The sequence below is a fragment of the Paraburkholderia bannensis genome (assembly GCF_014200455.1).
Classification (GTDB): domain Bacteria; phylum Pseudomonadota; class Gammaproteobacteria; order Burkholderiales; family Burkholderiaceae; genus Paraburkholderia; species Paraburkholderia bannensis_A.
The window spans coordinates 276145-303028 of sequence record NZ_JACHBW010000005.1; the positions used below are offsets into that span (position 1 = coordinate 276145).

Sequence of the window (26884 nt, forward strand, 5' to 3'; positions counted from 1 at the left end):
CGCACGCGGACGTTGCGCACGGTGACTCACCATAATTCGTTTTGGCGGCGCGCCAAACAAGTTATTGTTCGATGCTTATGCGCGTTGAAGGATTGGGACATCCTGCAAGGGGCGTTATCGGCATTCTGAACGAATTCGCTTACTCGCATACGGCGCGGGAGTCATCGGGCCGCTGGCATCGGGACACGCAAACGGCACCTGTGTCCCCAATCACGAAATTATGCGGGCGTTAAATGATCGCGCGAGATAAACATATAAAAATAGAATAATTCACAGTGCCGGGGTTCGCCGCTAGTCTTGCTTCGATAACGCTAGCGAGGACCTATGGCAGGCTCCAGTTCCACATCGTTTCGTCTGCGCCGGCGTCTGCTCGGCGCGATCGCCGCAACACCGGTTGCGGCGCTGGGCGCCGCGGGTACGGCGTATGCCGCCGGCGCAGCGGATCTATCGGGCCTGACGCTCGTGCTGGGCGATCAGGCCGGCGGCCTGCGCGCGCTCGCCGAAGCGTCGCGCGTGCTGGAAGGCACGCCTTATACGTATCGTTGGGCCAATTTCCAGGGCGCTGCGCCCCTGTTCGAGGCGCAGCGCGCCAATGCCGTGGATATCGCGCCTGCGGGCGACTTGCCCGTACTGGCTGCCGCCACGGGCGATCCGTCGCTGCGCATCGTCGCCACTCGCGTGGGTTCGGCGAGGCAACTGGGCATCCTCGTGCCGCAGCATTCGACGATCACCGAAGTTGCGCAACTGAAGGGGCGCACGGTGTTTGTGTCCTCGGCGCGCGGAAGTATTTCGGAGTACCAACTCGATGGCGCGCTCGCGGAAGCGGGTATTTCGCGCGCGGATGTCCAGATCCGCTACATCCTGCCGGTGGATGCATTCGCGGCGTTTACTTCGGGTTCGATCGAAGCGTGGGCCACCTTCGATCCGTACTACGGTATCGCGGCGTCGCGCGGCGGGCGCGTGCTGCGCGACGGCAGCGGTATCAATAGCGGACTCGGTTTCATCACGGCCTCGGGCGCGGCGCATGCCAATCCTCTCAAGCGCGCCGCCATTGCCGATCTGCTGTTGCGTTTGCAACGCGCCGGCGACTGGGCGCTGGCTCATCCACAAGACTACGCCGAGGTTTACAGCAAGCTCACGCGCACGCCGCCCGACACGGCGCTCACCATCACGCAGCGCGCGTCGCTCAGACAACGTTTTGTGACCACGGCCGATATCGCCACGCTACAGAAAGTCGCCGATGTGGCCGTGCGCGACGGCATTCTGCCGCGCCCGCTCGATGTCGCGTCGCTGGCCGATACGCACATCGGCGTCGCCTGATCGATCATTCGGAGTCCGCATTCATGTCTACTCAAGCAGAAGCTTCCACGCAGGCGCTGCAAAACGCCATACGGCAGACAAGGCCGAAGGGCGATGCCTTGCGCGGTCTGGTCAGCGCGCTGGCGGGGCTCGCGTGGCTGGGGGCGGCGGCGATCACGCGCGCTTGGCCCAGCCTCGACGACTGGCCGCACGCCGATGCGCTGTTCGCATTCGAACTGGTGCTGGCGGCCGTGTCGTTCGCCATCGCGCTGGCAAAGCGCACGCAGCGGCCCGTTGCGGCGGAAGAGGGCGAGGCACACCCGGCGCTGCACGGCTGGCTCGCAACGGGACCGTGGCTGCTCGCGCTGGCTTTGGCCATAAGCGCATGGGAAATCGCCACGGCCAAGCTCGAATGGCTGCCGCGCCCGTTCTTTGCGCCGCCCGAAGCGCTGGTGGCGGTGTTCTTCGACGACTACGCACGCCTCGCCTCCAGCGTGGCGCACTCGTTTGGCCTGCTGGCCTACGGCTATGCGATCGGCGCGGCCACTGGCTTCGTGGTGGGCGTGAGCATCGGCTGGTCGCGAGCGGTGGGCTACTGGCTGCATCCCCTGCTGCGCCTGATCGGCCCGCTGCCCGCCACGGCCTGGCTGCCGCTGGCGTTCTTCTTTTTTCCGTCCAGCTTCAGCGCGAGCGTGTTCCTGATCGCGCTGGCCTCGGCGTTTCCGGTGGCGGTGCTCACGTGGTCGGGCGTCGCGGGTGTGAACCCGGCGTTCTACGACGTCGCACGCACGCTGGGCGCGCGGCCCGGTTTCCTGATCCTGCGCGTGGCGATTCCGGCGGCGCTGCCTTCGGTGTTCGTCGGCCTGTTCATGGGGCTGGGCGCGTCGTTCTCCGTGCTCATCGTCGCCGAGATGATGGGCGTGAAAGCGGGGCTGGGCTGGTATCTGCAATGGGCCCAGGGCTGGGCCGCGTATTCCAACATGTATGCGGGGCTGCTGGTGATGGCGCTGATGTGCTCGGGTCTCATCACGCTGTTGTTCCGCGTGCGCGACCGCGTGCTCGGCTGGCAAAAGGGGCTGCTCAAATGGTGATCGCAGAGGCAACGCGGCAACACGTCCGCCAGGACGCAACGCGCACGGGCGCGCGCATCGAGATTCGCCATGTGAGCCACGGCTTCGCGCTGCGCGGCTCGACGCTGCCTGTGCTCGACGATGTGAGCCTGACGGTCCAGCCCGGCGAATTCGTCGCGCTGCTGGGACCGAGCGGCTGCGGCAAATCCACCTTGCTGCGACTGGCGGCGGGGCTGGAAACGCCGCGTACCGGCAGTATCGAAGCCGACGGCAAACCGGTGATCACGCCCGATCCCTCGCGTGTGCTGGTGTTTCAGGACCCCACGCTGTTCCCGTGGCGCACGGTGCGCGAGAACGTCGCGCTCGGGCCGCAGGCGCAGGGTGCGCGGCGCGGCCCGCGTGCCGCCGAAGTGGAGGCACGCATCGACGCCGCGCTCGAACGCGTGGGTCTCACGCAGTTCGCGCAGGCTTGGCCGCATCAATTGTCGGGCGGCATGGCGCAACGCGCGGCGCTGGCACGCGGTCTCGTCAACGATCCGGCCTTGCTCGCGCTCGACGAACCGTTCGGCAAGCTCGATTCGCTCACGCGCATGCGCATGCAGGCGGAACTCGTGGCGCTCTGGCAGCGCGCGCGCTTTTCCGTGCTGTTCGTCACGCACGACGTCGAGGAGGCGCTGGTGATGGCCAACCGCGTCGTGGTGTTCAGCGGGCGGCCCGCGCGCATCGTCAGCGAGGTGCACAACGATGCGCCGTATCCGCGCCATCGCGACGATCCGGCTCTGGTCGAATTACGCAAAGACGTGCTCGCGCAACTCGGGCTCGAAGCTTGAGAAAGCGTTCATTACATCCTTCACGGAACCACCACACCGATGAAACCCCTCGACGCATCGAAACACGCCGCGCCATCCTCCCCGCAACGCCGCGACTGGCTGCGCAAAAGCGCGCTCGCCACCGGCGCCGCCGCGTTGGGCGGTCTGTCCTTCGGGCTGCCCGTCACCCGGGCGCTCGCCGACGAAGGCGCTAAATCGCTCAAACTCTCGTGGAATGCCGGGGCGATCTGCACCGCGCCGGTTCCCGTTGCGCTGACGCAGGGCTTTTTTAGAAAGCGCGGGCTCGACGTCGAACTCGTGAACTTCGCGGGCTCGACCGACCAGTTGCTGGAAGCGATCGCCACCGGCAAATCGGATGCGGGCGTGGGCATGGCGCTGCGCTGGATCAAGCCGCTGGAGCAGGGTTTCGACGTCAAGCTCACGGCGGGCATCCACGGTGGGTGCATGCGCCTGCTCGCCACGAAAAGTTCAGGCATCGTCGATCTGGCGGGACTCAAGGGCCGCACGGTGGGCGTGAGCGATATGGCTAGCCCGGCGAAGAACTTCTTTGCGATCACGCTCAAGAAGCAGGGCATTGATCCGGACGCCGAGGTGCGCTGGCGGCAGTACCCGGCCAATCTGCTTGGCGAGGCGCTCAAGAAGGGCGAGGTGCAGGCCATCGCCGACGGTGATCCGACCATCTGGACGCTGCGTGAATCGGACCATCTCTACGAGGTGTCGAACAATCTGTGCGGCGAATACGAGAACCGCGTGTGCTGCGTACTGGGCGTGCGCGGCACGCTGGTGCGCAAGGACCGCGCCACCGCGCAGGCGCTGACCGCTGCCTTGCTCGAAGCCACCGAGTGGACTGCGAACCATCAGGATGCCGCCGCCAAGGTGTTCTCGGGCTATGCGCCGAACGCCGATGTGGGCCAGCTCGCCGCCATGCTCAGGAGCCACACGGATCGCCATCATCCGGTGGGCGATGCGTTCCGCAAGGAGATCGCGCTGTATGCCGACGATCTGAAGACGGTGGGCGTAGTCAATGCGAGCACCGATTCGAACCGCTTTGCGTCGCGCGTATTCGCTGACGTGCTGGCCTGACAAACCTCGCTCGCCGCGCCCGCCAGAGCGGGCGCGGCGGCCATTGCCGCACCACGCAATATCAGGCCGCCCGTAGTGCGGCCTCTTCCTTTGCCACGGCTGCACGTACGAGCGGCAGCAGATCGCGGCCATAGGCGAGCGCGTCTTCCAGCGGATCGAAGCCGCGAATCAGGAACGTCGACACGCCCAGCTTGCGATATTCGAGCAACGCGTCGGCCACCTGTTGCGGCGTGCCGACGAGTGCGGTGGAATTGCCGGCCGCGCGCGTGAGCGCCGTGATGCCGGTCCACAGCCGCGTATCGACCACCTTGCCTTTGGCGGCCTCGGCCAGCAGTCGCTTCGAGCCCTCGTTCTGCGGGTCCTTGGGGCGGCGCGTGAAGTTGGGCGAACGCGCCACCACCTCCTGGGCGCGCGCGAGGATGGATTCGGCCCGCGCCCACGCGGCGTCTTCGGTGGGCGCGAGAATCGGGCGCAGCGAAAGGCTGAAGCGGATCTGCTGCGCGCGCCCATGAACGGCCGCAGCGGCGCGCACGCGCGCGATGGTTTCGCGCACGGCGTCGAGCGATTCGCCCCACAGCGCGAACACATCCGCGTGCTTGCCCGCCACCGCGATCGCCGCCTCCGACGAGCCGCCGAAATACACCGGCAGATGCGGCTGCTGCAACGGCCTGACCTGCGAGCGGTGACCCGCGACGCGATAGAACGCGCCTTCGTGATCGAAGGGCGCGTTGCTGGTCCAGGCGCGCTTGACGATGTCGAGATATTCGTCGGTGCGGCGGTAGCGCTCGTCGTGCGTGAGCCAGTCGCCATCGCGCTGCTGTTCGACATCGTCGCCGCCGGAGATGATGTGCACGGCGGCGCGGCCTGCGCTGAAATGATCGAGCGTCGCCAGTTGGCGCGCGGCCAGCGTCGGCGCGATGAAGCCGGGGCGGTGCGCGAGCAGGATGCCCAGCCGCTGCGTCTGGTGCGCCACGAACGAGGCGATCTGCAGGCCGTCGGGCGAAGCGCTCGAATGGGCGATCAGCACGCGGTCGAAGCCGCCGTATTCATGCGCCTGGGCAACCGTTGCGATCCACGGCGGATTGACGGCCGCGCCTTCGGGCAGATGAATTTCGCTGGACTCTTGATGACTGACGTAGCCGATGAATTCGACGCTCATGGCAAGACTCCTTTATCGATCGTGGGACGCGTTGTCGTTCAATGCGTTGGATGAGGCAGATGAGGCGGAAGCGGTGAAAGCGGCGAAGGCGGCGCGCCCCAGGTTGCCGAGCACGACGTCGTTCTGCGGCGTATGAATGCGCGCGCACAGCACGTCGCGGTAGTGGCGTTCCAGCGCGTTGTCGCGGCTGAGTCCGGGGTTGCTGCTGGCTTCGAGCGCGATTTCGACGGCCTCGATGGCGTGACGGCTGACCAGATACTTGAGCGTCTGCGCCTCGCCCGCCGGCACATTGCCGCTCGCGCCCGCATCCAGCAGCACGCGATTGGCGAGCAGCAGCGCATCGATGCGGCCCACGGTCTGCTGGAAACTGTCGAGGCTGGCGAGCGGCGCGTTCAGACCCGAAGGCACGCGGTTCGCGGCCCATTGCACAAACCAGTCGCGCGCGGCCCGCGCCACGCCGTCATAGATCGCGGGCAGCAGCACGTTCATCCAGACCGTGGTTTCCGGGTCCATGCCGTTGCCCGGGCCGGGAGGCTGCAAATCGACGGCCTGTTCGAGCGGGACTTCGACGTTTTCGAATATCACTTCGTGGCTGCCCGTTGCGCGCATGCCCAGATGATTCCAGGGCTTGCCGAAGCGCACGCCCGGCGAATCGCGATGCACGAGCCAGGTGCCCACGCGCGGTTCGGGCTCGGCGGTGCGGCCCCAGACGGCGAACCACGTCAGCCCGGGGCTGCCGGTCGAGTAGAGTTTGTGGCCGTTGAGGATCCAGCGATCGCCATCGCGCCGTCCCACGGTGGCGGGCAAGCCGCCGCGCGAGGGCGAGCCGAGTTCCGGCTCCACGCGCAGCGAGTTGATCAGCGCGCCATGCTCGACGGCGTCGCGCGCCACGCGTTCCTTGAGCGCGGCGGGCCAGTGCGGATTGGCCTGCAAACGCAGATGGTAGAGGCACTGCATCACGAAGATCAGCGCCGTGGACGGCTCGCCGCGTGCGATCGCCCGCACCACGCGCAGCGTCTGCGCAAGCGTGGCTTCACGGCCGCCCAGCGCGCGCGGCACGCTCAGCGCCAGCAGCCCGGCGCGGCGCAGGCGCGCGAGATTGTCGTGCGGGAAATGCGGGCCCGCGTCCAGCGCCGCTGCGCCGCGCGCGAAATCGGCGCTCAGTTGCGCGAGCCATGCGTGAGCCGCGGGCGAGTCGAGATCGGCGAGGGCGGCCAGCGCTTCGCTATCGCGTTCGGTGTCGGGGTGGGCGCTTGCTTGCGCCTGGGCGAGCACGGTGTCGGGCGGGCGGTGTGTCATGAGCGTCGTTTGGAGCCTTTGGTTCGATCTGTGTTCGATCGGTGTTCAATTCGCGTTCGAGCCGCGTTCGAGCCGCGCTCGAGCCGCAAAGAGCGGGCGACGGTCATTGCGCAGCGGTTGAAAACTGCTTGTCGAAGCTCGGCGCAACGTCCAGGCGCGCCTTGATGACTTCCGCACGGTGATAAAGATCGGCGGTGCGCTGCTGTTCGGCAATGACGCCATCGTCGATCGGCACCGGATGCCATTGGCCGCGCTGATAGACGGTGGTGAGCACGTCGGCGGGCAGGCCCGTCACTTTCGACTGAATCGCCGCCACTTCGGACGGATGCGTGAGCGCCCAGCGCTGGGCGGCGGCAACGCGGCGCAGGAAATCGGCGAGTTCGGCGTGCTTGTCGCGGATTGCGCTGTCAGTGGCGGCCTCGAAGCTCAAGCCCGAGGACAGGCCCACGCCGTTGGCGACGCTGCGCGTGTGGTCGCGCGCCTCCGCCAGCGCGACGTAAGGGTCCCAGGTGGACCAGGCGTCGACGCTGCCCGAAGCGAGCGCGGCGCGCGCATCGGCGGGCTGCATGAAGGACCAGCTCACGTCGGTCAGTTTGAGCCCGGCGCGCTCCAGCGTGGCAATGGCCAGATAGTGGCCAATCGAGCCGCGCGTGGTCGCAATGCGTTTGCCCTTCAGATCGGCGGCGCCGTGGATCGGCGAATTGCCCGGCACGACGATGGCCAGATCGACCGGCGTATAGCGCACCGCCGACACCGCGCGGATCTTCGCCCCCGCCGCATAGGCGAAGATCAGCGGCGCATCGCCCAGACCGCCCACGTCGATGGCGCCTGCATTGAGCGCCTCGCCAAGCGGCTGCGCCGCCGGGAAGTTGAACCACTGGATCTCATAGGGCACGTCCTTGAGCTGCCCCGATGCTTCGAGAATGCCGCGCGTCTGCAACTGCTGGTCGCCCACCTTGAGCGTGGCCGCGCTCACGCACAGCGGCAGCGCGGCGGCGAACGCCAGCAGCGCACGCGAAAGCCGTTGGAGCCGCACCGGGCGCGAAGAATGACGGGAGAAGGGACGACGCATGAAAGAATCCTCGATCGAAGCTGAACGGAGCCGCCCGCCGGGCACGAAGCCCCGCGCGCGAAATCACAAAATCACAGCAACACACGATACGGAGCGCGTCACCATAAGGCAAACGCATTGTTCTTCGATACAAATATGCATATATGAAATAGCAAAGCTTGAACGCAGGGCCGTATTGGCGCTAAGCTGGGCGACCGTTTGCACGTCTATCGAACACCATTCATGAAACTCGACGAAATCGAAGCCTTTGTCGCCGTGGTGCGCAGCGCGTCGCTGAGCCAGGCGGCCGCGGGGCTCGACCTCACCCAGCCTGCCGTGACGCGGCGCATCCAGAACTTCGAGGAAGCGCTGGGCGTCGAACTGCTCGACCGCAACACCAAGCCGCTGCGCACCACGCCGATGGGGCGCGCCGTGTACGACCAGTGCCGCGCGATCCTCACCGAGATGGACGCGCTGCGTCAGCTTGTCAACGACGGCGCGCCGCTCGCGGGGGTGCTACGCCTGGGCGTGGCGCAGACCGTGGCCGATATCGCCATGCTCGACGCGCTGCACGCACTGCGCCAGGCGCACCCGGAACTGCAGGCGCGCGTGACGACGGGCTGGGGCGCGCCGCTGCTGCAGAAAGTGGAGGATGGCGAACTCGACGCCGCCGTTGCGCTGCTGCCCGCCAATCGCAATCTCCCGGAGACGCTGGCGGGCGAATCGCTGGGCTCGCTCAAGCTCGCCGTGGTCGCGAAGAAAGGGCTGCTCAAGCGGCGCGCGCATACGCTGGCGGAATGCGAAGCGCACGGCTGGGTGCTCAATCCCGATGGCTGCGGGTTTCGCGCGGGCCTGCAACACGCGCTTGCCGCGCAGGGCCACTCGCTCAAGCTGAACCTGGAAACGCTGGGCACCGAACTGCAACTGGGCCTTGTCGCCGATGGGGTGGGGCTGGGTCTGGTGCCGCAGCCGCTGGTGGCGGCCAGCGCCTGGGCCGATGCGCTCGACATCGTGCAGGTGAGCGATTTCAAGCCGGAAATCGCGGTGTGGGTGGTGCGCTCGCGCGCGATCGGCAAGATGGAATCGGCGCTGGCGGTGCTCGCGCAGAGCGTGGCGGGCAGCTTCAAGGCGGTGCGCGTCGCGCGTGCTGCATGATCGCAGTGCCTGCGCAACGAGCCCGGCCCGGGCCCGCCGGGCTTTGCCTCCCGTTCAGACCGTGAAAAAGCCGTGCGTGCCGTCGCGGCCGAGTTGTTCGACGAGGCCGTATTCCCATTCGAGGTAGGCGTTCATCGCTTCGCGCGCATTGTCGGTGCCCTCGTAAGGACGCCGATAGCGGTCGATGCGCGGCGAGGCCAGATGCGCGTCGCCGCTTTCGAGCGGCAGACCGGCGCGCTGCCACGCCGCTGTGCCGCCTTCGAGCACCTCGACCGGCTTGCCGGTGAGCGCGGCGATTTCGGGCGCGGCGAAGGGCGCGAGCGCATTCGTCATGCAGACGGCGACGTAGCGCCTGGCATCCGGCAGCGCGCGCAAGTCGTCAAAGCCCGCCGAGAGATGCGAGCGCAGCGTCCACCACGCGCCGGGAATATGCCCCTTCACGTGATTCGCGCTCGACGTGAAATCGAGTACCACGGTGCCGTGATCCGGCTGCGCCAGGCGCGCCGCGAGGGCTTCGGGCGTGATTGCGGCGATGGCCGGCGCCGCCGGTTTTGCCGCGCGCCACGGGCCTGTTTCGCCAAGCGCATCGGCATTGAATCCGTCGACCGCGTCGACCACATAGACTTCGGCATTCATCTGCGCGAGCCAGGAAGCCGTCATGTTGGCGCGCACCCCGTCGTCGTCGAACAGCACGATGCGCGCGCCGCGCACCGGCGCGAACATCTCCGTTTCCTGCACGAGCTGGCCACCGGGCGCCCCCTGGAAGCCAGGCGCATGCGCGCGCTCGTATTCGACGGGCGTACGCACGTCGAAGCGATATGTCGTTCGCGTGCTGTCGGCGGCCCAGCGCGCGGCTTCGTCGAGCGTCGTGCGGCGCACGCCTGCTTTGTCGGCCAGCGCGCGGACGGCTTCGCGCGACGGTGCGAGCGTGGCCGCATCGCGTCCCGCTTCGGCGTCGAACTGGCGCGCCGCGCCGTGTTCCAGCGTCTGCCCGGCGAGGGTCCAGCCGATCGTGCCGTTGCGCAGCGCGGCGACAGGGTTCGGCAGCCCCGCATTCACCAGCGACTGCGCGCCGATGATGCTGCGCGTGCGGCCCGCGCAGTTGACGATCACGCGCGTGGCCGGATCGGGCGCGAGCGCGCGGGCGCGCAAGGCCAGTTCCGCGCCCGGCACGCTGATGCTGCCGGGAATATTCATGGTCTGATATTCGTCGAAGCGGCGCGCATCGAGCACCACCACGGGCGCGTCGCCCGCCAGCAAGGCGTGGACTTCTTCGGCGCTGAGCGAGGGCGTGTGGCGTTGCGCTTCGACGAATTCGCCAAAGGCCTTGCTCGGCACGTTGACATCGCGAAACACCTCGCCGCCCGCGCGGATCCAGCCCGCCAGGCCGCCTTCGAGCAGCGCGACATCGCTAAAGCCGAGCGCATCCAGCTTGACGGCCGCGCGCGCGGCAAAGCCTTCGCCGTCGTCGAGCAACACGATGGGCACGTCGCGACGCGGCAGCTTCGTCCACGCATCGAGTTCGATTCTGGCGAGCGGCAGATTGGCGGCGAACAGTGGATGGCTCTGCGCGTGCGGATCTTCCTCGCGCACATCGAGCAGCGCAATTTCGCGACGCGAGAGCAGGGCGTCGCGCACGTCCTGATACGAGCGCGTGGGGAATGACTTCATGAGGCTATGGATTCCTTGCTGAGATCCCAGAGGTTCGGGAGAACGTCGTTCGAGTAGCCGGAAATGAAGGCTTTGGGCGGGCCGTCGGCGGGATAGGTCGAGCGCCGGATCGCACCGATATTGCCGCCATAAACATGGATGCTGATCGAGACGCGGTCGTCGTAGGCGTTGCGTACGCGATGGATATCGCCAATGGTCGGCGAAACGGCTTCCACCGCGCCGCGCCCAAGGCGCACTTCGGGACCGTGGGGGCGCAGCGTGCCGTCCGCGTTTCGCGCGTAGGGCTGTGCGTATTCCGCACCGCGCAGCACGCCGATCAAACCCCAGACTGTGTGATCGTGCACCGGCGTCTGCTGGCCCGGACCCCAGACGAAACTCACGACGGAGAAACGCTGGCGCGCATCGGCGTGCAGCAGATATTGCTGATAGCGCTCGGGCGAGGGCGCGGCGTAGGCGTGCGGCAGCCAGTCGTCCTCGCTGACGAGTTCGCGCAATGCGTCCAGACCGTGATCGATCAGTTCGGATTCCTGCGAAAATCCTTGCGGCTGCCGTTCGACCAGTTCCGCAATCGTACCGACGAAGCGGCGCAGTTTATGGATGGCCATCAGTCGAGCAACTCCGGTTCACGCTCGACGAGGCCCGCGTAGAGGCTTTCGAACGCATGGCGTGCGCCCGCCGCGCGGCCCACCTGAGTGTGCGTGAGGGTGGCGATCTCGTGCGAAATCGGCTGCGGCTTGCCCGCGGCCTCGGCCAGCAATTGCGTGTGGCAGGCGTTGTCCAGCGCGATATACCACCACGCCGCGGCTTCCACGCTCGGGCCTGCCGTAAGGATGCCGTGGTTCTTCAGGATCACACCTTTACGATCGCCGAGTGCATCAGCGATACGCGCGCCTTCGTCGGTATCGAGCACCACGCCGCGAAAGTCGTCGAACAGCGTGTGGTCCCGGTAGAACGCGCACGAGTCCTGGGTGAGCGGATCGAGTGTGCGCCCCAGTGTGGACCACGCCTTGCCGTACAGCGAATGCGTGTGCGCGGCGGCGACCACTTCGGGGCGCGCCTCGTGAATTGCCGCGTGGATCGCGAAAGCAGCCTGATTCACCGGGCCTGCGCCAACCACGATCTCACCGTGCCGGTTCACGAGCAGCAGGTCGGACACGCGAATGCGCCCGAAATGCAGGCCCAGCGGATTGACCCAGAAGTGATCGGGCCATTCGGGATCGCGTGCGGTGATATGTCCGGCGAGGCCCTGATCAAAGCCATAGCGCGCGAACAGGCGGAATGCGCCGGCCAGGCGCGTCTGGCGATGACGGCGCTCCTCGGCGATTGAACGTGCGGGCGTGTTTTCGTCGTCGAACCAGAACTTGCGGATGGGGGCGTGCCTGAAATCCGTATCGATGCTATCAGTCGTCGTGCTGAGGATCGCGCTCATGTCGTTCCTTGTTTGCTGTGTGCTTGTTTGTTCTAGTTCGTGCCGCGCTCATGCAGCGGCGCGTTCGCGGCGGGTCAGTTCGCGCGTGGCGGGAATCAGCACGCGGCCATAATCCAGCGCGTCCTCAAGCGGATCGAAGCCGCGGATCAGGAAGGTCGTGACACCGATCGCGTGGTATTCGGCCAGCGTCTGCGCAACCTGCTCAGGCGTGCCCACCAGGGCGGTGGAGTTCGAGCGCCCGCCAATTTCCTTGGCCACCGCCGTCCACAAGCGATCGTCTGCGCGCACGCCGTCGCCGGCCGCGCCCAAGAGACGCCGCGCGCCTTCGCTTTCGAGCGGGCCGCCCTTGTCGAGGCCCTGGGCCGAGCGCAGGCGGCGCGTCTCGGCCAGAATATGTTCGGCGCGCTCCCATGCGGCCTTTTCGGTATCGGCGAGGATCGGCCGGAACGACACCGAAAAGCGCACCTCGCGACCATGCCGGGCGGCTTCACCGCGCACGCGGGCGATCAGATCGGCGACGCCTTGCTTCGATTCGCCCCACAGCGCGTAGACGTCGGCGTGCTTGCCCGCCACCGCGAGCGCCGCCGCCGATGCGCCGCCGAAGTAGATCGGCACGTGCGGCTGCTGGCGCGGCTTGACTTCAGAAAACGCCCCTTCGAAGCGGTAGTAGCGGCCGGTGTGATCGAAGGGCTTATCCTCGGTCCAGACGCGCTTGAGCACCTGGAGGTATTCGTCGGTGCGCGCGTAGCGTTCGTCGTGGCTGAGGAAATCGCCGTCGCGGCGCTGGTCAGCGTCGCTGCCGCCCGAGATGAAGTGCACCGCCAGGCGGCCGCCGGAAAAATGATCGAGGGTGGCGAGCTGGCGCGCCGCCAGCGTGGGGGAGACGAAGCCCGGACGATGCGCGAGCATGAAATGCACGCGCGAGGTCACGCTCGCGGCGTAGGCGATGGTGAGCGTGGCATCGGCGCTGGTCGAACTATGCGGCACCAGAATGCGGTCGAAGCCCGCGCGCTCGTGCGCCTGCGCGAAGTCTCGCACGTAGTCGACGTCGATGGCGGGGCCGCTCGCCTGATGCGTCTCCGACACCTTGCGCTGCTGGATCATCCCGATGAATTCAACACTCATGCTGGCTCCTTGAAGGGCATCTCTAAGCTATCTATGGCAAGGAGACTAGCATCGGTGCATGCAAAGTTTAAATATTGAATGCATATAAATATTCCACATAAGCATCATGAGGCGGCGGCCCGCTAATACGTTTTTGTGGCCTGGATAGCAGGAAAAATTGGAAGGCGCACGTGCAGCAGGGCGTTAGCATGAACGCCCCCGCCATGCCGCCTCTCTACGTTTTCACGCAATGTCCCGTTCCCGTTCCCGTTCCCGTTCCCGTTCCCGTTCCCGCTCATTCCCTCGTTTTGGCATCTGGGCGCTCGTGCACGGCAGCCGTGCCGCGCTGCAGGATCCCGCCGAACCTTACGATGCGTCGTGGGCCCGCAACAGGGCGCTCGTGCTCGAAGCCGAGCGTCTGGGTTTCGACTCCGTGCTCGTCGCGCAGCACACGGTCAATCCGCACGATCCGGCGCTCGATCAGTTGGAGGCGTGGACGGCCTCGGCGGCACTCGCCGCGCTGACCTCGCGCATCGAGATCATCGCCGCCATCAAGCCCTTTCTGTACCACCCGGTCGTGCTCGCCAAGATGGCGCAGCAGATCGAGCACATCAGCGGCGGACGTTTCGCGATCAATCTGGTCAATGCGTGGAACCGTCCGGAGCTGGAGCGCGCCGGCATCGCTTTCGCGGAGCACGACGACCGCTATGCCTATGGCCGCGAATGGATCGCGGTAGTGGCAGCGTTGCTGCGCGGTGAGCGCGTGACTCACCGGGGCGAGCAGTTCCAGATCGACGACTATCAGTTGCTGCCCGCCGATCCGTTTCGCGCCCGCCCGCGCATCTATGTGGGCGGCGAATCCGAACCGGCGCGCGAGCTGGTGGCCGGGCACGGCGATGTGTGGTTCATCAACGGCCAGCCGCTCGACGATGTGGCGGGTCTGATCGCGGATGTAGCGGCTCGCGCGCGGCCCGTTGGGCACGAGGCCTTGGGTTTTGGTTTGTCGGCGTTCGTGATCGCGCGCGAGACCCAGGCGCAGGCCGAGGCTCACCTCGATCATCTGTTCGCGCTGGCCGAACTCGACAAACCGCTGCGCGAGCGCCAGCAGGCCAACATCGATCCGAACGTGGTGATGATCCAGACCTTCGCCCGCTCGCCGCGCGTGGGCTCCAATGGCGGGACGGCGGCAGGGCTGGTGGGCGACTATGACACGGTCGCGCGGCGCATCGCGGATTTTCACCGCGCCGGAGTCGAGCTGTTCATGCTGCAGTTCCAGCCCTTCGAGGACGATATGCGCCGTTTCGCCGAGGAAATCGTGCCGCGCGTGCGACGCGAGCTGGCGGACTGAAGTACCCGGGCGCTGACGTGCTGAGGCAGGGCCCGAGCCTGGCGGTCAGAAAAACGCGCCCGTTGGCGGCAACTGCCCGCTCAGCAGGTTCTGGCCGAGCAGCCGCTCCTTGTAAAGGCGCGGATTGTGCGAGGCGATCACCTTGATATTGCGCCAGTGCCGATCCAGCGCGGCCACGCTCGACACCGCCGACCCCGAACCCAGATCGATGAGCCAGCTGGCCACCTGAGGGGCGAGATCGTCGATCACGACCTTGGCTTCCGAGGCGGCGAGCGTGGCTTCCAGCGTGCGCGCGTATTCCTCGCTCGTGCCGACGCCAGCCTGCGCCCGTTCCAGCGCCTGCACGGCGCGCTGCGCGCTGGCCTCGATGCACGCGGCGTAGGCGCGTATGCGTCCGAGCAAGGCCTGCAGGGCCGGTTCGTCGGCGGGTTGGGCGGCTTCGCCGTGGTAGAAGTTGCGCTTGCGTGCCCGCAGCACCTCGACCGCGTCCAGCACCACGCGCCGCACGATACCCGCGATGCAGTTGGTCAGGTAGACCTGGTGGAAGGTGAAGCCCCACGGCGCGGCCTCGGGCGTCTTCGGCGGGTCGGGCGCATAGACATGCGCGGGCTGCACCACGACATCGCGAAACCGCGCCGTGCCCGAGCCGGTCAGGCGCTGGCCGAAGCCCTGCCAGTCGTCTTCGGCAGCCACGCCTGCGCTGCGTTCGAGCACGTATTGCACCGTGGCGTTCGCGCGGCTTTCGATCGCCAGCCCGACGAAGGCGTCGTTGTAGAGATTACCGGTCGCATAGACCTTGTCGCCCGAGCCCACATAGACCTGGCGGCGCTCGTCCCATTCCAGCCGGCTGAGGACGCGGCTCGAACGCGCGCCCGCTGCGGTCGCGTCGCTGTCGGCAAAGCTCAGGCCCACCGTCTTGCGCCGGCGTGCCAGATCGAGCACATGGGGGTGGAACGGATGGTCGCGGCGTAGCAGGGCGGCTTCGACTTGCCAGAGGTGATTGCGAAACGCGTGGGCGATGTTCGAATCGGCTGCGGCGAGGTCGCGCGCGACTTCGAATAGCCCGCTCAGCGTCGATCCGTGGCCGCCGTCGTCGGCGCTCAGGCGCAGCGCGCCAAAGCCGAGCGCCTTCAAGGTGGCGATCTCTTCGTACGGCAGGCGCTGCTCGCGTTCGCGCTGTGCGGCCGTCGCGGCGATCTCCCCGATTGCCTCGGAGAAACCGAGCGACGCCGATAAGGGCGAGACGAGCGCGACCGCGCCCGGCGTATGCACAGCGGTTTCAGCCATGGGTGTTCCGTTTCATAAAGCGACGCTCATTACACTTTGACGCTGTAATCGGCGACCTTGATCGGCGCGCTGATGATCTTGCGCTGCGCGAGCCAGTCCGCCGCGCGCTGGAACTGCGCCATGAAGGCGGCGTCGTCCGGTTCGTGGAACTGGTTCACGCGTTTCAGGCCCGCCAGATAATCGCGCACCTGATCGGGGTATTTCGCCTCGCGCTGCACCAGCAGTTCCGATTCGGCCGAATGCTGCGATTGCCAGGCGCCTTCCACGTAGTACGCGTCGAGCACGGCGCGCACCAGTTCGGAGTTTTCTTCCGTGAATTTGCGGCGCGTTACCAGCGAGCTGTAGTCGATCAGGAAATCGAGGTCGCGCCCTTCGTTGAAAATGTCCTTCGCGTCGTTGGCATGGCGCGAGATATCCACGGCAGGCGACCACATCGACCAAGCGTCGACGCGGCCTTGTGCGAACGCCGGCGCGGCGTCGGGCGGATTCAGATAGACGAATTCGACCTTGCTGCGATCGACGTGATGCTTTTCCAGCGCGGCGATGAGCAGGAACTCGCCCAGCCCCGAGCGGTTCACCGCGACCTTGCGGCCGGCGAGATCGGCTACGGAATTGATGCCGCTGCTCTTCTTGACGATGATGGCGGTGGAGCGCGGCGAATAGACGTCGAAACCGGTGAAGACGATGGGGGAGCCGGCCAGCATGGCGGCAAGCGCCGGTGTCGTCGAGCCCCAGAAACCAAAGTCGGCACTGCCGCCCACCACCGCCTGGATCGACGGTGCGTGGTTCGGGAACGGCCCGACCCATTCGACCTTGATGTTCTTCGCCGCCAGCGTTTTCTCGAACACGCCGCGCTGTTTGGCGATATCGGGCAGGGCGCCGTAGCCCCAGCCGATGCGCACGGTATCGGTGTTGCGTGTGAGCTTGGCGGTTTGTGCAGGTTGTGCAGATTGTGCGGCTTGCGCCGGCAGCAGGCGCGCCGCGGCCGCGCCGGCCAGCAGTCCACCCGCCGCGCGCAGGAGGCGGCGGCGAGTCAGTGAAGCGTCATTCATTCATCATTCCTGGTTTTATGGCGAGGAGCGGTTCAGTGTTCCTGAACGCCGAGTTCCTCGAGTAGCGTGAGCCGCAGTGCCTGCGGTGTGTGGTCTTTGGGTTGAAACGAAGCGGCGATGCGCCCCGCGCGCATGACGAGAATCCGGTCGGCGAGCACCAGCGCCTCGTCGACGTCATGGGTGACGATCAGCACGCCGGGTGCGTGGCGCGCGACCAGTTCCTTGACGAGCCCATGCATCTTGATGCGCGTGAGCGCATCGAGTGCGGCAAACGGTTCGTCCAGCAGCAACAGCGCGGGATCGCGCACCAGCGCACGCGCCAGTGCAACGCGCTGTGCCTGGCCGCCGGACAGATTGCGCGGCCAGTCGAGCTCGCGCCCCGCGAGACCCACTTCGGCCAGCGCGCGCGATGCACCCTCGCGTCCGATGCTCGATTCATGACCCAGTGCGACGTTCTCCCACAACGTGGCCCAGGGCAGCAGCCGATGCTCCTGAAACACCACGGAAGGGCGTGCGGGCGCGCGAATCTGCCCGGCGTCCGGCGTGTCGAGTCCGGCGAGCGAGCGCAGCAGCGTGGTCTTGCCGCAACCGCTTTCACCCAGCAGGGCGACGAATTCGCCTTTGCGGATATCGAGGTCGAGCGCATTGATGACCGTACGCGCGCCATAACGGCGCTGGAGCCCGCGCACCGATACGGCCAGTTGAGAGGCGGCGGTTGCGGTTTCACCTTCAGGCGCGGCCTGCGCAAGCGGCGACAAGGTGGCAGCGACGCTCATGCGTTCTCTCCCTTCGTGTAATTCGCGTGCCACGACAGGAAGCGGGCTTCGAGTGTGCGAACCAGCGCGTCGGCGACGACGCCGATGATCGCGTAAATGATGATGGTCAGCAGGATGACGTTGGTCTGCAGGAATTCGCGCGCGTCCATGGCGAGAAAGCCGATGCCTTTGGTCGTCGCCAGTGTTTCGGCGATCACCAGCGCAAGCCATGCATGGGCCAGCGCATAACGCACGCCCGTGAGGATGGCGGGCATCGCGCCGGGCAGGATGATCCGGCGTACGACTGCCGGCCATTTCATGCCGATCACCGTGGCAAGCTCCATGAGCTTCGGATCGATCTGGCGAATGCCAAGCATCGTATTGATATAGATGGGAAACAGCACGGCAAGCGCGACGAGGAAAATCTTCGCGCCTTCGCCCACGCCGAACCACACGATGACGAGCGGAAGCATCGCGAGAAAAGGGATGGCGCGCACCATCTGGATCGAGCGGTCGATGAGCGCCTGGGCAAGCCGCGAAAAGCCGACCAGAACGCCCAGCGCCAGTCCGATGGCACCGCCGATCAGAAAGCCGCACGCAGCGCGCAGCAAGGAAACGCCAAGGTGTACGAACAGGTCGCCGCTGCGCGCCAGATGCCACGCCGTGACAGCGACGCTACTGGGCGCGGGCAGCACTTGCGGTTCGAGCCAGCCCACGCGCGCGGCAATCTCCCAGATCGCGAGGATAAACGCGGGAATGGCCCACGACAGCCAGTAATAGGCGCGCTCCTTCGCAAGCAAAGAGCCGGCGCGTGGCGCCGGGAGATAGCGAGGAGAGGATGAGGTAACGTCAGCCATGGAGTCAGGTTTTGCACAGTGCCAGCCAGCACGCTGGATTGAAAAAATCCGCGTTTATGCGGCATCGACTGGCTATTAAAGACGCTTGGGCTGAACCGTGACAAACAGTTATTTATTCTTTGCTTTTTCGAATTGATGCGCTGCAATTCGTGCTTGCGTTATGCGCTGGTTGCATGATTAAATATAAGAAATATGCGCATATAAAATAGGGATCACGACGTGGCATCAGCGCGATGCGTCGGCTCGACGAACTTGCGTGCGCACCCGTCTGCCGCGCGCGGCCATCATGCACTGGTGCAGAAGCACCAGTGCAATCCCCCTCAAATCATCAGCACGCGTTGAGCGATGCGCGTGGCCGCTGTGACTTTATCGTGACGCGCCGCTACTTGAACTTGACGAGATCCTGGAAGATCAGTTGACCCCAGGTATTCCCCCTGCCTTGGACAAGCAAGCCGCCATCCTTGAGCGGTCCTAACGCAATCGGCGCGAAACCGAGTTGTTCGGCCAGAGCCGCGACCGGTGCCACCGCGTTTTCGTCATCGCTCGACAAAAACACGACGCGGCTGCCGCCATTCACGCCCGGATCAGCGGCCAGGACGGCAGCGGGGAGATGGTTAAATCCCTTTACGAACCTGGCGCCGGTAAACGCCCTGGCGACAACCGTGGCCGGCGGCTGACCCTCCAGCTCTTCAACGGGAACACCATAAGCATTCGTCGTGTCGATAATCGTCTTGCCCTGCCAGGTCGCGAGTTGCTTCGCGACTTCGCGGTGTTCCCAAAACGGAACCGCGAGGAAGATCGTGTCGGACGCGATCGCATCCTCCAGAGTCCCGGGGACAACGTTGGGGCCAATCGCTCGCGCCCGCTCCATCAACATCGCAGGAGGGCGCCGGCTGGCGACGGTCACATCGATGCTCTTTCTTGCGAAGGCTCGGGCGAGCGCCTGACCTACCGCACCAAAGCCAATAATCGAATAGCTCATGCGAATCTTCCTTTCAATATTGATTGGTAGTCCATATTTATAGACGCAGACCGAATCATCTTCGTTGTGTTGACAGACCCTGCTAGCCGCCTTGCGACGCGATTTCAGATCGCCGAGAAGCCGCCGTCGACAGACAAATCCACCCCATTCACGAAGCTCGAATCGTCTGAAGCAAGAAACAGCGCGACGGTCGCAATTTCCTCGGGACGACCCATCGTTCCTCGCGGGATCAGGGATTCGAACATCCGCTTCGCCTCCTCGGTGAGAACCTGATCCTGCATCGGTGTAGCGATCGGTCCCGGGCTCAGCACGTTCACCCGGATATTCCTGCCCTTCAGTTCGTTAAGCCAGGTACGTGCGAATGAACGCAACGCCGCCTTGCTCGCCGCATACACGCCGTAACCGGGAAAACCTTTCACCGAGGCAACGGACCCGGTCATGAAGATCGATCCACCATCGTTGAACAGCGCCAACGCCTTCTGAACCGCAAACAGCGTTCCGCGCGTATTCAGATCGAAGGTCGCGTCGAAATGCTGCTCGGTAATCTCGCCCAGTGGAACCGCTTCACCCATGCCAGCACTCGCGAACAGAACGTCGATCTTCCCCTTCTCCCGCTTGACTGTATCGAAGAGGCGGTCGAGGTCGTCGAGATTGGCCGCGTCGCCGCGCACGGCGGTCACGTTCCGGCCAATCTGCTTGACGGCTTCGTCGAGCACCTCCTGCCTCCGCCCCGTGATGAACACATATGCGCCTTCTTCGACGAACCGCTTGGCGCTCGCCAGCGCCATGCCGCTCGATCCACCCGTGATGACTGCAACCTTGCCCTCAAGCTTTCCCATGACATCTCCTTTCGTGGTGTCGTGCTGCGCCTCTGCTGTTCCCAGCTGCACAAATGTGCTGTATCTTGTGGATCGCCGATCCGGATACGGGCTCATTATATTCGGATCACTGATCCGTTTGTCAAGGCAATTTATGCGAGCTGACGCCAGAAAGAATTACGACCATCTACTTGCAGTCGCGCGTGAGGTCGTCTCCGAGCATGGAGCCGATGCGTCCATGCGAGATATCGCCCGTCGGGCCGAAGTCGGGCTTGCCACACTATTTCGCCATTTCCCGACACGCGAGGCCTTGTTCGAAGCGTTGCTGCGCATGAACGTGGACGAGTTGATAGAGCAGGCAGCTGAACTCGAAACGTCGATTCCCCCTGACGAAGCGCTAGTGGCGTGGTTTCGCGACGGGGTGGCGTTCGTTCGTAGCTATAACGGGATTTGCGCCATGTTTGCGACCGCGCACGCGGACCCGGACTCCGCGCTTCATGCTGCAAGCACCGCGCTGCGTTCGGCCGGCGAGCGACTACTGCGCCGTGCTCAGGCCGAGGGAACGGCGCGCGCCGATATCGATGGGGTGGACCTGTTCGCCCTGATGTCGTCCCTCGGCTGGCTCGTCGGCCAGCCCGGGTTCGCTCCGCGAGGGGATCATCTATTTCACGTTATTACGGGTGCCATCCTGACAAATCGGCCCGGCAACGATATCAAGACGGCAACGTAACAGCGTCCAACGAATTTGTTGTCTGCATTGCGTCGGATGGGGTCGGAGCCGGCTGCGTGCTGTTAGCACGTCGCACACCGTGCATTGGATATCGCGGCTAAAGAAGAAGAAACGGCGAACGGCTTATCAATTCGGACCATCGGCCTCGATCATGCCGTCCAGATTCGCTTGCAATCGCATGATGACGCGATGCGCGGCCTTGATGTCGTCGACGGCCAATCCATCAGAGAGGCGGTTGATCCATGGCGCCTGAAGGCTCATGGCAGCATCAAAGGCCTGCCTTCCCGCGTCTGTCAGAACGACAAGCTGGGCGCGGCGATGGTGCGGGTTCGCCTCGAAACGAACCAAACCGTCCTCGGCCAGGTCGTTCACTATCCGTTGGACATTCTGACGATTGGCCCCTAAGTCCCGGGCGAGCCAAGCCACCGGTTGAGGCCGCTCTGTTGCGCTGATGGCGCCAAGGATCTGCCAGCGTGCACTTGTAAGCCCAAGTCCCGCAACGAGGCGATCCCCCGCGGTCAGAAGTCCGCTATTGAGCCGGAAGAGGTCAAGAATCACGTCTGTCAGGAATTCGCCGGCTGGCGTTCTCGCTTTTTTGCGCATATGTCACCATAAAACTTAATTGACAACATCATGTCAATTTCTATAAATTGATCATGTCAGGTTGACATCATGCTTCCAAACCGAGGAGTGCGCCATGCTGCAGTTACGTCCCCTTGACCCGTCCTTCGCGATCGACCGTCAACTTGCCACTGACGCGGTTCCCGTCGTGCTCATGAATGTGTTCACACTGGATCCGGCCGACGAGCCGATCTTTCTCAAGGCCTGGCAAGACGATGCCGCGTTTATGAAGCAGCAACCCGGCTTCATTTCGACGCAACTCCATCGCGCGCTCGGAGAACATCCGACGTACATGAACTACGCTGTCTGGGAGTCCACTGCTCATTTCCGGGCGGCTTTCTCTCAGCCGGAGTTCAAGGCGAGCCTGGCCGCCTATCCCTCCTCGGCAATCGCTTCTCCCCACCTGTTCCAGAAGGTTGCCGTGCCGGGAATTTGCGTCAGCTAGGGACTGACGCCCTGCTGAAGCAATGTCGCAACGCGCCTTTTCACGCGGGTTGGCTACACAGTCCGCACGAAGGGATGCGACGAGGGCGACAGGGATGTGACGGACAGCTTTACGGTGCGCAGGCCGGAGCCGCCTTCTGACTGTCCTTCCATGCACTGGCACCCATGACCACGCATGACATGTGCCGGATGCAAGCGTCAGGCGTCGCCCGGAAGAAGTGCCTTTGCAATCTCATCGACGAACACTCGCGTCTTCGCGGGGATCAACGCGCCGGGTGGCATCACCGCATTGATACCGATGTCTCGCACGGAACACCAGCCGGGCAAGACTTCACTGAGTCGTCCATCCGCCAGATAGGGCGCAGCCATCCACGGCGGCACCATGGCGATACCGACACCCTTCACGGCGGCTTCGAAAATGGCTTCAAGGCTGTTGGCAGAGTACGGTCCGCCCGGACGCACGCTGCGTCGCTCGCCATTCTTCTCCAGTATCCAAAGGGGCCAGTCGCCGTGGGTCGTGAAGCCCAATGATGCGTGCGACTGCAAGTCCTCGACGCATTCGGGTGCTCCGCGCGCCTCCAGATAAGCTGGCGCAGCGACGAGAATGCTTCGGAACGACGTGAGGCGCTTTGCGATTAGCGAACTGTCTTTGATCGTGCCCGTGCGGATCACGACGTCGAAGCCCTCGCGCACGATATCAACGGTGCGGTCGAGAAAGTGAGCGTCGACGTGGATCTGCGGGAACTTGAGAAGAAAATCCGGGATCAGTGGCGCAATCAACTCACGTCCAATCGACACCGGCAACGAGACCTTCAGCGTACCTTGCGGCGAGGCCGCAAAGTCGCCAACCTCGCGCGTTGCCATATCGAGTTCGTCAAGCACCGAGCGCACCCGGCGAAAGTAGAACGTGCCGGCTTCCGTCAACGTCACGCTACGGGTGGTCCTGACCAGCAGTCTGACTCCCAGACGCCGCTCCAGTTGGCTGAGGCGGCGGGAAATGACGGACGGGTCGCGAGACAGTTCCGCCCCCGCTGCGCGAAAGCTGCCCGTGCCTGCGACAGCGGCGAACGCGATCAGATCGTCGAAACCTTCATATGACACGATAAATGCATTCCATGCACGATTGATTTGCATTGTACGCGGATTGTTTCGCCGGTTGCACGCCTGTACATTGCACCCATTGTTCAATGGAGGTGTGGCATGAAGACTTTTCTCAGCATCGGCTCGGGTCCCGGCATCGGCATCTCGACGGCCGAACGGTTCGCGCGTGAGGGCTTCCGCGTGGTCCTGACGTCGCGCAACCCGGACAAGCTCGTCGAGCGAGCGAAACAGCTAACGGAAAAGGGCTACGCGGTCAGCACCAAGGCCGTCGACGCCGCAGACCTGCAAAGCGTGTTGCAACTGGTTCGCGATACGGAAGCTGAATTCGGCGCAATCGATGTATTGCATTTCAATGCGGCGTCGATGCACGCAGCGTCGATCGAAACCCAGTCCATCGACACGTTCGTACCCGATCTGACCGTCAATATCGGCGCGGCCCTGGTGGCCACGCAAGCTGTTTCGAAGGGGATGTTCGAGCGCGGCAGCGGCGCGATCCTTTTGACCGGCGGCGCATTTGCGACCCAGCCCCATCCCGATTATCTGTCGCTCAGCATTGGCAAAGCCGGGATTCGTAACCTGACATACGGGATTTTCGACACGTTCAAGAAGCGGGGCGTCCACGCCGCCTCCGTCACCGTCGCGACGCTGGTATCGGCTGACTCGCCTGAGGCGCGTGGCGTTGCGCAAGCCTTCTGGGATCTGTATGCACAACCTCGCGAAAGCTGGGCGCCGGAAGTGACCTATCCAACTCAAACCGCCTGAAGATGGCGCCCGGTCGTGCCATCCAGGTGCCCTTATCTCAAGGCGGTGGTGTGAGTCGATCTCTTCTCTGAGCACTGCCTGCGGCATATTGATGATCCGCATCCAGCGGCTGCGATGCGGCAAAGCGTGCCGCTCCAACACCCTGCGATCAATGCGACGAATTCATTCATTGGCGAAGGCAGTCAGCAATACAAAGAGCCACCGATGAATAAGACGTAGCGCTTGCTGTCTCTGCAAGCCATTCGATGGGCTACGCTGCCTGATGCTCAATGGCCGAGCGTTTCGACCAGCAACTGACGCAACCACCGTATGCCGGTGTCGCCGTCGTAGAGTTCGTGCCAGTGCAAGGTCGATTCGAAGCGGGGTAGATCGATGGGCAAGGGGTAGATGGCAAAATGTCCCGATTCGTTGAACGCCTTCGCAACGCCACGAGGCAGCGTGACCATCCAGTCGGTATGTCGCAGAATATCTGGCGTCACGTTGAAATGCGAAACACGCAATGCTATGCGCCGATGCAATCCGCCTTGACGCAGTGATTCCTCGATCAGGACATGACTGCGATCCGCCGAAGCAACTGCAACGTGAGACAGTTCCTGAAAGCACTTGGCGGAGATCCGGCGCGACGGCAGACCCGGACGTTTGCGCGTCATGCAGGCGTACTCCTCGTTGAAAAGCAGTTCGTGCAATGTCGTCGCCTTCAGCGAAGGCAGATTGCCAATTGCGAAATCCAGCCTACCTAACCGCATACGTTCCTCGACTTCAGTTAGCGGGACCGTTTCCGCCGCGATGCAAACGCCGGGTGCGCACTTCTGTAGCTTTTCGCAGATGGCGGGTAGAAAAACCTGCTCCCCCACATCGGACATCGAAAGCCGAAATTCGCGGGTGCTGGTTGCGGAGTCGAATTGCTCGCTCTGGCGGATTGCCTCGCGCGCGGCGGCTAGCGAACGGCCGACCGGATCGCTGATTCGTTGCGCGAATAGTGTTGGCAACATTCCTTCAGGTGTGCGTATGAAAAGCGGGTCGTCGAACAACGCCCGCAGGCGTCCGAGCGCATAGCTTGTTGCTGGTTGTGACAAGCCAAGGCGCTTGCCTGCCTGCGTGAGGCTGCGTTCTTCGAGAACGGCCTGAAACACACGCATAAGATTGAGATCGATCCGGTTGAAATCCGTCATATTTATGTTTCCCATATTATTTATGAATTTGACGGATAGTATAGGCAAACCTAGACTCGATCGCACCCACACATATTCCCTGAGGTGTTTGATCGCATGAATAGGCTAGACGATCCGCTGGATTCGGCGCGTCCTCCCGCATCGCAGCGCACCCTTCCTGCGTTGCTAAAACAGCGCGTGGCGCGCAACGGCGAAGCGCCGCTTTTTTCCGATCGCGCGACGACCTGGAGCGCCTGCGAAGCGATCGATGCCGCTGCGAGGCGCGCGGGCGTGCTTGGCGAGCAGGGCGTGAAAAAGGGCGATCGCGTCGCCATTCTCTGCTCGAACCGCATTGAATTCATCGAGACGATGCTGGGCTGCGCCTGGATCGGCGCCGTGGCAGTCCCGATCAACACGGCGTCGCGCGGCATGCAGTTGCAGCATATTCTCAGCAATTCCGGTGCGCGTCTGCTGGTCGCGGAAGCATCGCTGCTGGAAGCCGTATTCGCACTGCCCGCACAGACGACGTCGCTAGAAGCGATCTGGGCGATAGGCGCGGTGCCGGGCATCGAACCTGGCGTGCACGCATTTTCCGTTCGTGAGTTTCCGCGGCCTGGTGAAGCACTTGAAGCGGTCGACCTCGAGGATGGCGATCCGTTCGCCATTCTCTATACCTCGGGGACATCTGGGCTCTCGAAAGGTGTGGTTTGTCCGCATGCGCAGTTTTACTGGTGGGGCGCCAACACGGGCGGCGATCTCGAGGTGCGCAAGGGCGACGTGCTCTACACCTGCCTGCCGCTCTTTCATACCAACGCGCTCAACAGCTTTTGTCAGGCGCTGATGCACGACGCACAACTGATCGTCGACCGGCGCTTTTCAGCGAGTGGCTTTTTTGACGCTCTGATCGAAACTGGCGCGACCGTGACCTTCGTGCTCGGTGCAATGGTGCCAATCCTGCTGTCGCGGCCTGAGTCGCAAAAGGAGCGCGCGCATCGTGTGCGAGTCGCGCTCGCGCCGGGAGTGCCGGCGAAATTCCAGAACACATTCACAGCGCGCACTGGCATTGGTCTGATTGACGGTTACGGTTCGACGGAAACAAATTCGGTGATCGGCGGCAAACTCGCCGAACGACGCGACGGCTTTATGGGCAAGCTCGCGGCGGGATTTCACGCGCGCGTGGTCGATGCCCACGATCGCCCTGTGCCCGATGGCGAAGCGGGCGAACTCATCCTGCGCGCCGACGAGCCATGGGCGTTTGCGAGCGGCTATTTCGGCATGCCGGAAAAGACCGTTGAAGCGTGGCGCAACCTGTGGTTTCACACGGGTGATCGCGTGGTGCGCGACGCCAGCGGCTACTACCGTTTCATGGACCGTCTTAAAGACGTGATACGCCGGCGTGGCGAAAACATTTCGTCGTTCGAAGTCGAGCAGGTCCTGCTGAGTCATCCAGCGATAGAGCTGGCCGCCGTGTTCGCGGTGAAGTCGGCGCTCGCGGAAGACGAAGTGATGGCGGCGATCGTTTTGCGTGAAGGCGCCGTCCTTGACGCGCTCGAGCTTGTGAAGTTCTGCGAGCCGCGTCTGCCGTATTTCGCGGTGCCGCGCTATCTGGACTTCCGTACTACCTTGCCGAAAACGGAGAACGGCAAAATCCAGAAGTTCCGCTTGCGCGATATCGGTATTACCTCAACGACCTGGGATCTAGAGGCCTCGGGTTACCGGCTTAGGCGCGCTTAAAGCCGCGCGCATGACAAGAAAGACGCCGTGCATTGGTGCGCGGCGGACCGCTGCAATTCCATCGAACTACCCAGTGCATTTGCTGCACATCT

At 64.3% G+C, this 26884-nt stretch carries 26 protein-coding genes; 10 read left to right on the top strand and 16 right to left on the bottom strand.

Annotated elements, in window-relative coordinates:
- Positions 1-324: 324 nt before the first annotated feature.
- From F4827_RS11020 to F4827_RS11035, 4 genes are read left to right on the top strand one after another with little or no spacing between them, the layout of a single operon-like run.
- Complete coding sequence (locus F4827_RS11020; protein WP_183723821.1) at positions 325-1320, top strand: ABC transporter substrate-binding protein; 996 nt, start codon at positions 325-327, stop codon at positions 1318-1320.
- Positions 1321-1343: 23 nt separating this feature from the next.
- Positions 1344-2390, top strand: a complete 1047-nt coding sequence (locus F4827_RS11025) for an ABC transporter permease (protein WP_183723820.1) — start codon at positions 1344-1346, stop codon at positions 2388-2390.
- Complete coding sequence (locus F4827_RS11030) at positions 2384-3199, top strand: ABC transporter ATP-binding protein (protein WP_183723819.1); 816 nt, start codon at positions 2384-2386, stop codon at positions 3197-3199. Before F4827_RS11025 ends, F4827_RS11030 begins: the two co-directional genes overlap by 7 nt.
- A 39-nt stretch (positions 3200-3238) precedes the next feature.
- On the top strand, positions 3239-4282 hold the full coding sequence (locus F4827_RS11035) for an ABC transporter substrate-binding protein (RefSeq protein WP_183723818.1): 1044 nt from the start codon (positions 3239-3241) through the stop codon (positions 4280-4282).
- Between the two features lie 61 nt (positions 4283-4343).
- Here F4827_RS11035 and F4827_RS11040 read toward each other — a convergent pair whose 3' ends face one another.
- From F4827_RS11040 to F4827_RS11050, 3 genes are all read right to left on the bottom strand, one after another.
- Entirely contained in the window at positions 4344-5441 is a 1098-nt protein-coding gene (locus F4827_RS11040) for an LLM class flavin-dependent oxidoreductase (RefSeq protein WP_183723817.1), read from the bottom strand.
- A 12-nt stretch (positions 5442-5453) separates the two neighbouring features.
- Positions 5454-6740 carry an acyl-CoA dehydrogenase family protein gene (locus F4827_RS11045; RefSeq protein WP_183723816.1) on the bottom strand — a complete coding sequence of 429 codons (1287 nt, stop codon included), beginning with the start codon at positions 6738-6740 and terminating at the stop codon, positions 5454-5456.
- 103 nt (positions 6741-6843) lie between these two features.
- Positions 6844-7812 carry an ABC transporter substrate-binding protein gene (locus F4827_RS11050; protein ID WP_183723815.1) on the bottom strand — a complete coding sequence of 323 codons (969 nt, stop codon included), beginning with the start codon at positions 7810-7812 and terminating at the stop codon, positions 6844-6846.
- Positions 7813-8034: 222 nt separating this feature from the next.
- Here F4827_RS11050 and F4827_RS11055 point away from each other — a divergent pair, with 222 nt between their 5' ends.
- On the top strand, positions 8035-8946 hold the full coding sequence (locus F4827_RS11055) for a LysR family transcriptional regulator (RefSeq protein WP_183723814.1): 912 nt from the start codon (positions 8035-8037) through the stop codon (positions 8944-8946).
- 54 nt (positions 8947-9000) lie between these two features.
- On the opposite strand, the gene F4827_RS11060 is transcribed toward F4827_RS11055, so the two are convergent.
- Genes F4827_RS11060 through F4827_RS11075 form a run of 4 tightly spaced genes read right to left on the bottom strand, consistent with a single transcriptional unit; the run spans position 9001 to position 13171 of the window.
- Positions 9001-10617, bottom strand: a complete 1617-nt coding sequence (locus F4827_RS11060) for a rhodanese-related sulfurtransferase (RefSeq protein ID WP_183723813.1) — start codon at positions 10615-10617, stop codon at positions 9001-9003.
- Positions 10614-11222, bottom strand: a complete 609-nt coding sequence (locus F4827_RS11065) for a cysteine dioxygenase (RefSeq protein ID WP_183723812.1) — start codon at positions 11220-11222, stop codon at positions 10614-10616. Before F4827_RS11065 ends, F4827_RS11060 begins: the two co-directional genes overlap by 4 nt.
- Positions 11222-12046, bottom strand: a complete 825-nt coding sequence (locus F4827_RS11070; RefSeq protein ID WP_183723811.1) for a class II aldolase/adducin family protein — start codon at positions 12044-12046, stop codon at positions 11222-11224. Before F4827_RS11070 ends, F4827_RS11065 begins: the two co-directional genes overlap by 1 nt.
- A gap of 48 nt (positions 12047-12094) precedes the next feature.
- Positions 12095-13171, bottom strand: a complete 1077-nt coding sequence (locus tag F4827_RS11075) for an LLM class flavin-dependent oxidoreductase (RefSeq protein ID WP_183723810.1) — start codon at positions 13169-13171, stop codon at positions 12095-12097.
- A 229-nt stretch (positions 13172-13400) separates the two neighbouring features.
- Between F4827_RS11075 and F4827_RS11080 the strand changes: the two genes are divergently transcribed.
- Positions 13401-14498: an LLM class flavin-dependent oxidoreductase gene (locus tag F4827_RS11080; RefSeq protein WP_183723809.1), complete on the top strand. Its 1098-nt coding sequence runs from the start codon at positions 13401-13403 to the stop codon at positions 14496-14498.
- A gap of 45 nt (positions 14499-14543) precedes the next feature.
- Here the strand turns inward: F4827_RS11080 and F4827_RS11085 are convergent, their stop codons facing one another.
- The 6 genes from F4827_RS11085 to F4827_RS11110 form a co-directional block, all read right to left on the bottom strand.
- A complete protein-coding gene (locus F4827_RS11085; protein WP_183723808.1) occupies positions 14544-15785 on the bottom strand; it encodes an acyl-CoA dehydrogenase in 1242 nt (413 codons plus the stop codon).
- Between the two features lie 29 nt (positions 15786-15814).
- Positions 15815-16837 (bottom strand): NrtA/SsuA/CpmA family ABC transporter substrate-binding protein, encoded by a 1023-nt coding sequence (locus tag F4827_RS11090; protein ID WP_183723807.1) that lies wholly within the window; start codon positions 16835-16837, stop codon positions 15815-15817.
- A 32-nt stretch (positions 16838-16869) separates the two neighbouring features.
- Positions 16870-17613, bottom strand: a complete 744-nt coding sequence (locus F4827_RS11095) for an ABC transporter ATP-binding protein (RefSeq protein WP_183723806.1) — start codon at positions 17611-17613, stop codon at positions 16870-16872.
- The gene (locus F4827_RS11100) at positions 17610-18449 is read right to left on the bottom strand and encodes an ABC transporter permease subunit (RefSeq protein WP_183723805.1); all 840 of its coding nucleotides are present in this window, start codon (positions 18447-18449) and stop codon (positions 17610-17612) included. The genes F4827_RS11095 and F4827_RS11100 overlap by 4 nt, the downstream gene beginning before the upstream one ends.
- Before the next feature lie 382 nt (positions 18450-18831).
- Complete coding sequence (locus tag F4827_RS11105; protein WP_183723804.1) at positions 18832-19431, bottom strand: NADPH-dependent F420 reductase; 600 nt, start codon at positions 19429-19431, stop codon at positions 18832-18834.
- A 104-nt stretch (positions 19432-19535) separates the two neighbouring features.
- Positions 19536-20270 carry an SDR family NAD(P)-dependent oxidoreductase gene (locus F4827_RS11110; RefSeq protein WP_183723803.1) on the bottom strand — a complete coding sequence of 245 codons (735 nt, stop codon included), beginning with the start codon at positions 20268-20270 and terminating at the stop codon, positions 19536-19538.
- Between the two features lie 133 nt (positions 20271-20403).
- Here F4827_RS11110 and F4827_RS11115 point away from each other — a divergent pair, with 133 nt between their 5' ends.
- On the top strand, positions 20404-20979 hold the full coding sequence (locus F4827_RS11115; protein ID WP_183723802.1) for a TetR/AcrR family transcriptional regulator: 576 nt from the start codon (positions 20404-20406) through the stop codon (positions 20977-20979).
- A gap of 126 nt (positions 20980-21105) precedes the next feature.
- On the opposite strand, the gene F4827_RS11120 is transcribed toward F4827_RS11115, so the two are convergent.
- The gene (locus F4827_RS11120) at positions 21106-21582 is read right to left on the bottom strand and encodes a MarR family winged helix-turn-helix transcriptional regulator (protein ID WP_183723801.1); all 477 of its coding nucleotides are present in this window, start codon (positions 21580-21582) and stop codon (positions 21106-21108) included.
- A 94-nt stretch (positions 21583-21676) separates the two neighbouring features.
- On the opposite strand from F4827_RS11120, the gene F4827_RS11125 reads away from it, so the two are divergent.
- The gene (locus tag F4827_RS11125) at positions 21677-22045 is read left to right on the top strand and encodes an antibiotic biosynthesis monooxygenase (RefSeq protein ID WP_183723800.1); all 369 of its coding nucleotides are present in this window, start codon (positions 21677-21679) and stop codon (positions 22043-22045) included.
- A 197-nt stretch (positions 22046-22242) separates the two neighbouring features.
- On the opposite strand, the gene F4827_RS11130 is transcribed toward F4827_RS11125, so the two are convergent.
- The gene (locus F4827_RS11130; RefSeq protein WP_183723799.1) at positions 22243-23178 is read right to left on the bottom strand and encodes a LysR family transcriptional regulator; all 936 of its coding nucleotides are present in this window, start codon (positions 23176-23178) and stop codon (positions 22243-22245) included.
- 66 nt (positions 23179-23244) lie between these two features.
- On the opposite strand from F4827_RS11130, the gene F4827_RS11135 reads away from it, so the two are divergent.
- On the top strand, positions 23245-23907 hold the full coding sequence (locus F4827_RS11135) for an SDR family oxidoreductase (protein ID WP_183723798.1): 663 nt from the start codon (positions 23245-23247) through the stop codon (positions 23905-23907).
- 266 nt (positions 23908-24173) lie between these two features.
- On the opposite strand, the gene F4827_RS11140 is transcribed toward F4827_RS11135, so the two are convergent.
- Complete coding sequence (locus F4827_RS11140; RefSeq protein ID WP_183723797.1) at positions 24174-25079, bottom strand: LysR family transcriptional regulator; 906 nt, start codon at positions 25077-25079, stop codon at positions 24174-24176.
- A gap of 96 nt (positions 25080-25175) precedes the next feature.
- On the opposite strand from F4827_RS11140, the gene F4827_RS11145 reads away from it, so the two are divergent.
- The gene (locus tag F4827_RS11145; protein ID WP_183723796.1) at positions 25176-26792 is read left to right on the top strand and encodes an ATP-dependent acyl-CoA ligase; all 1617 of its coding nucleotides are present in this window, start codon (positions 25176-25178) and stop codon (positions 26790-26792) included.
- Positions 26793-26884: the final 92 nt, after the last annotated feature.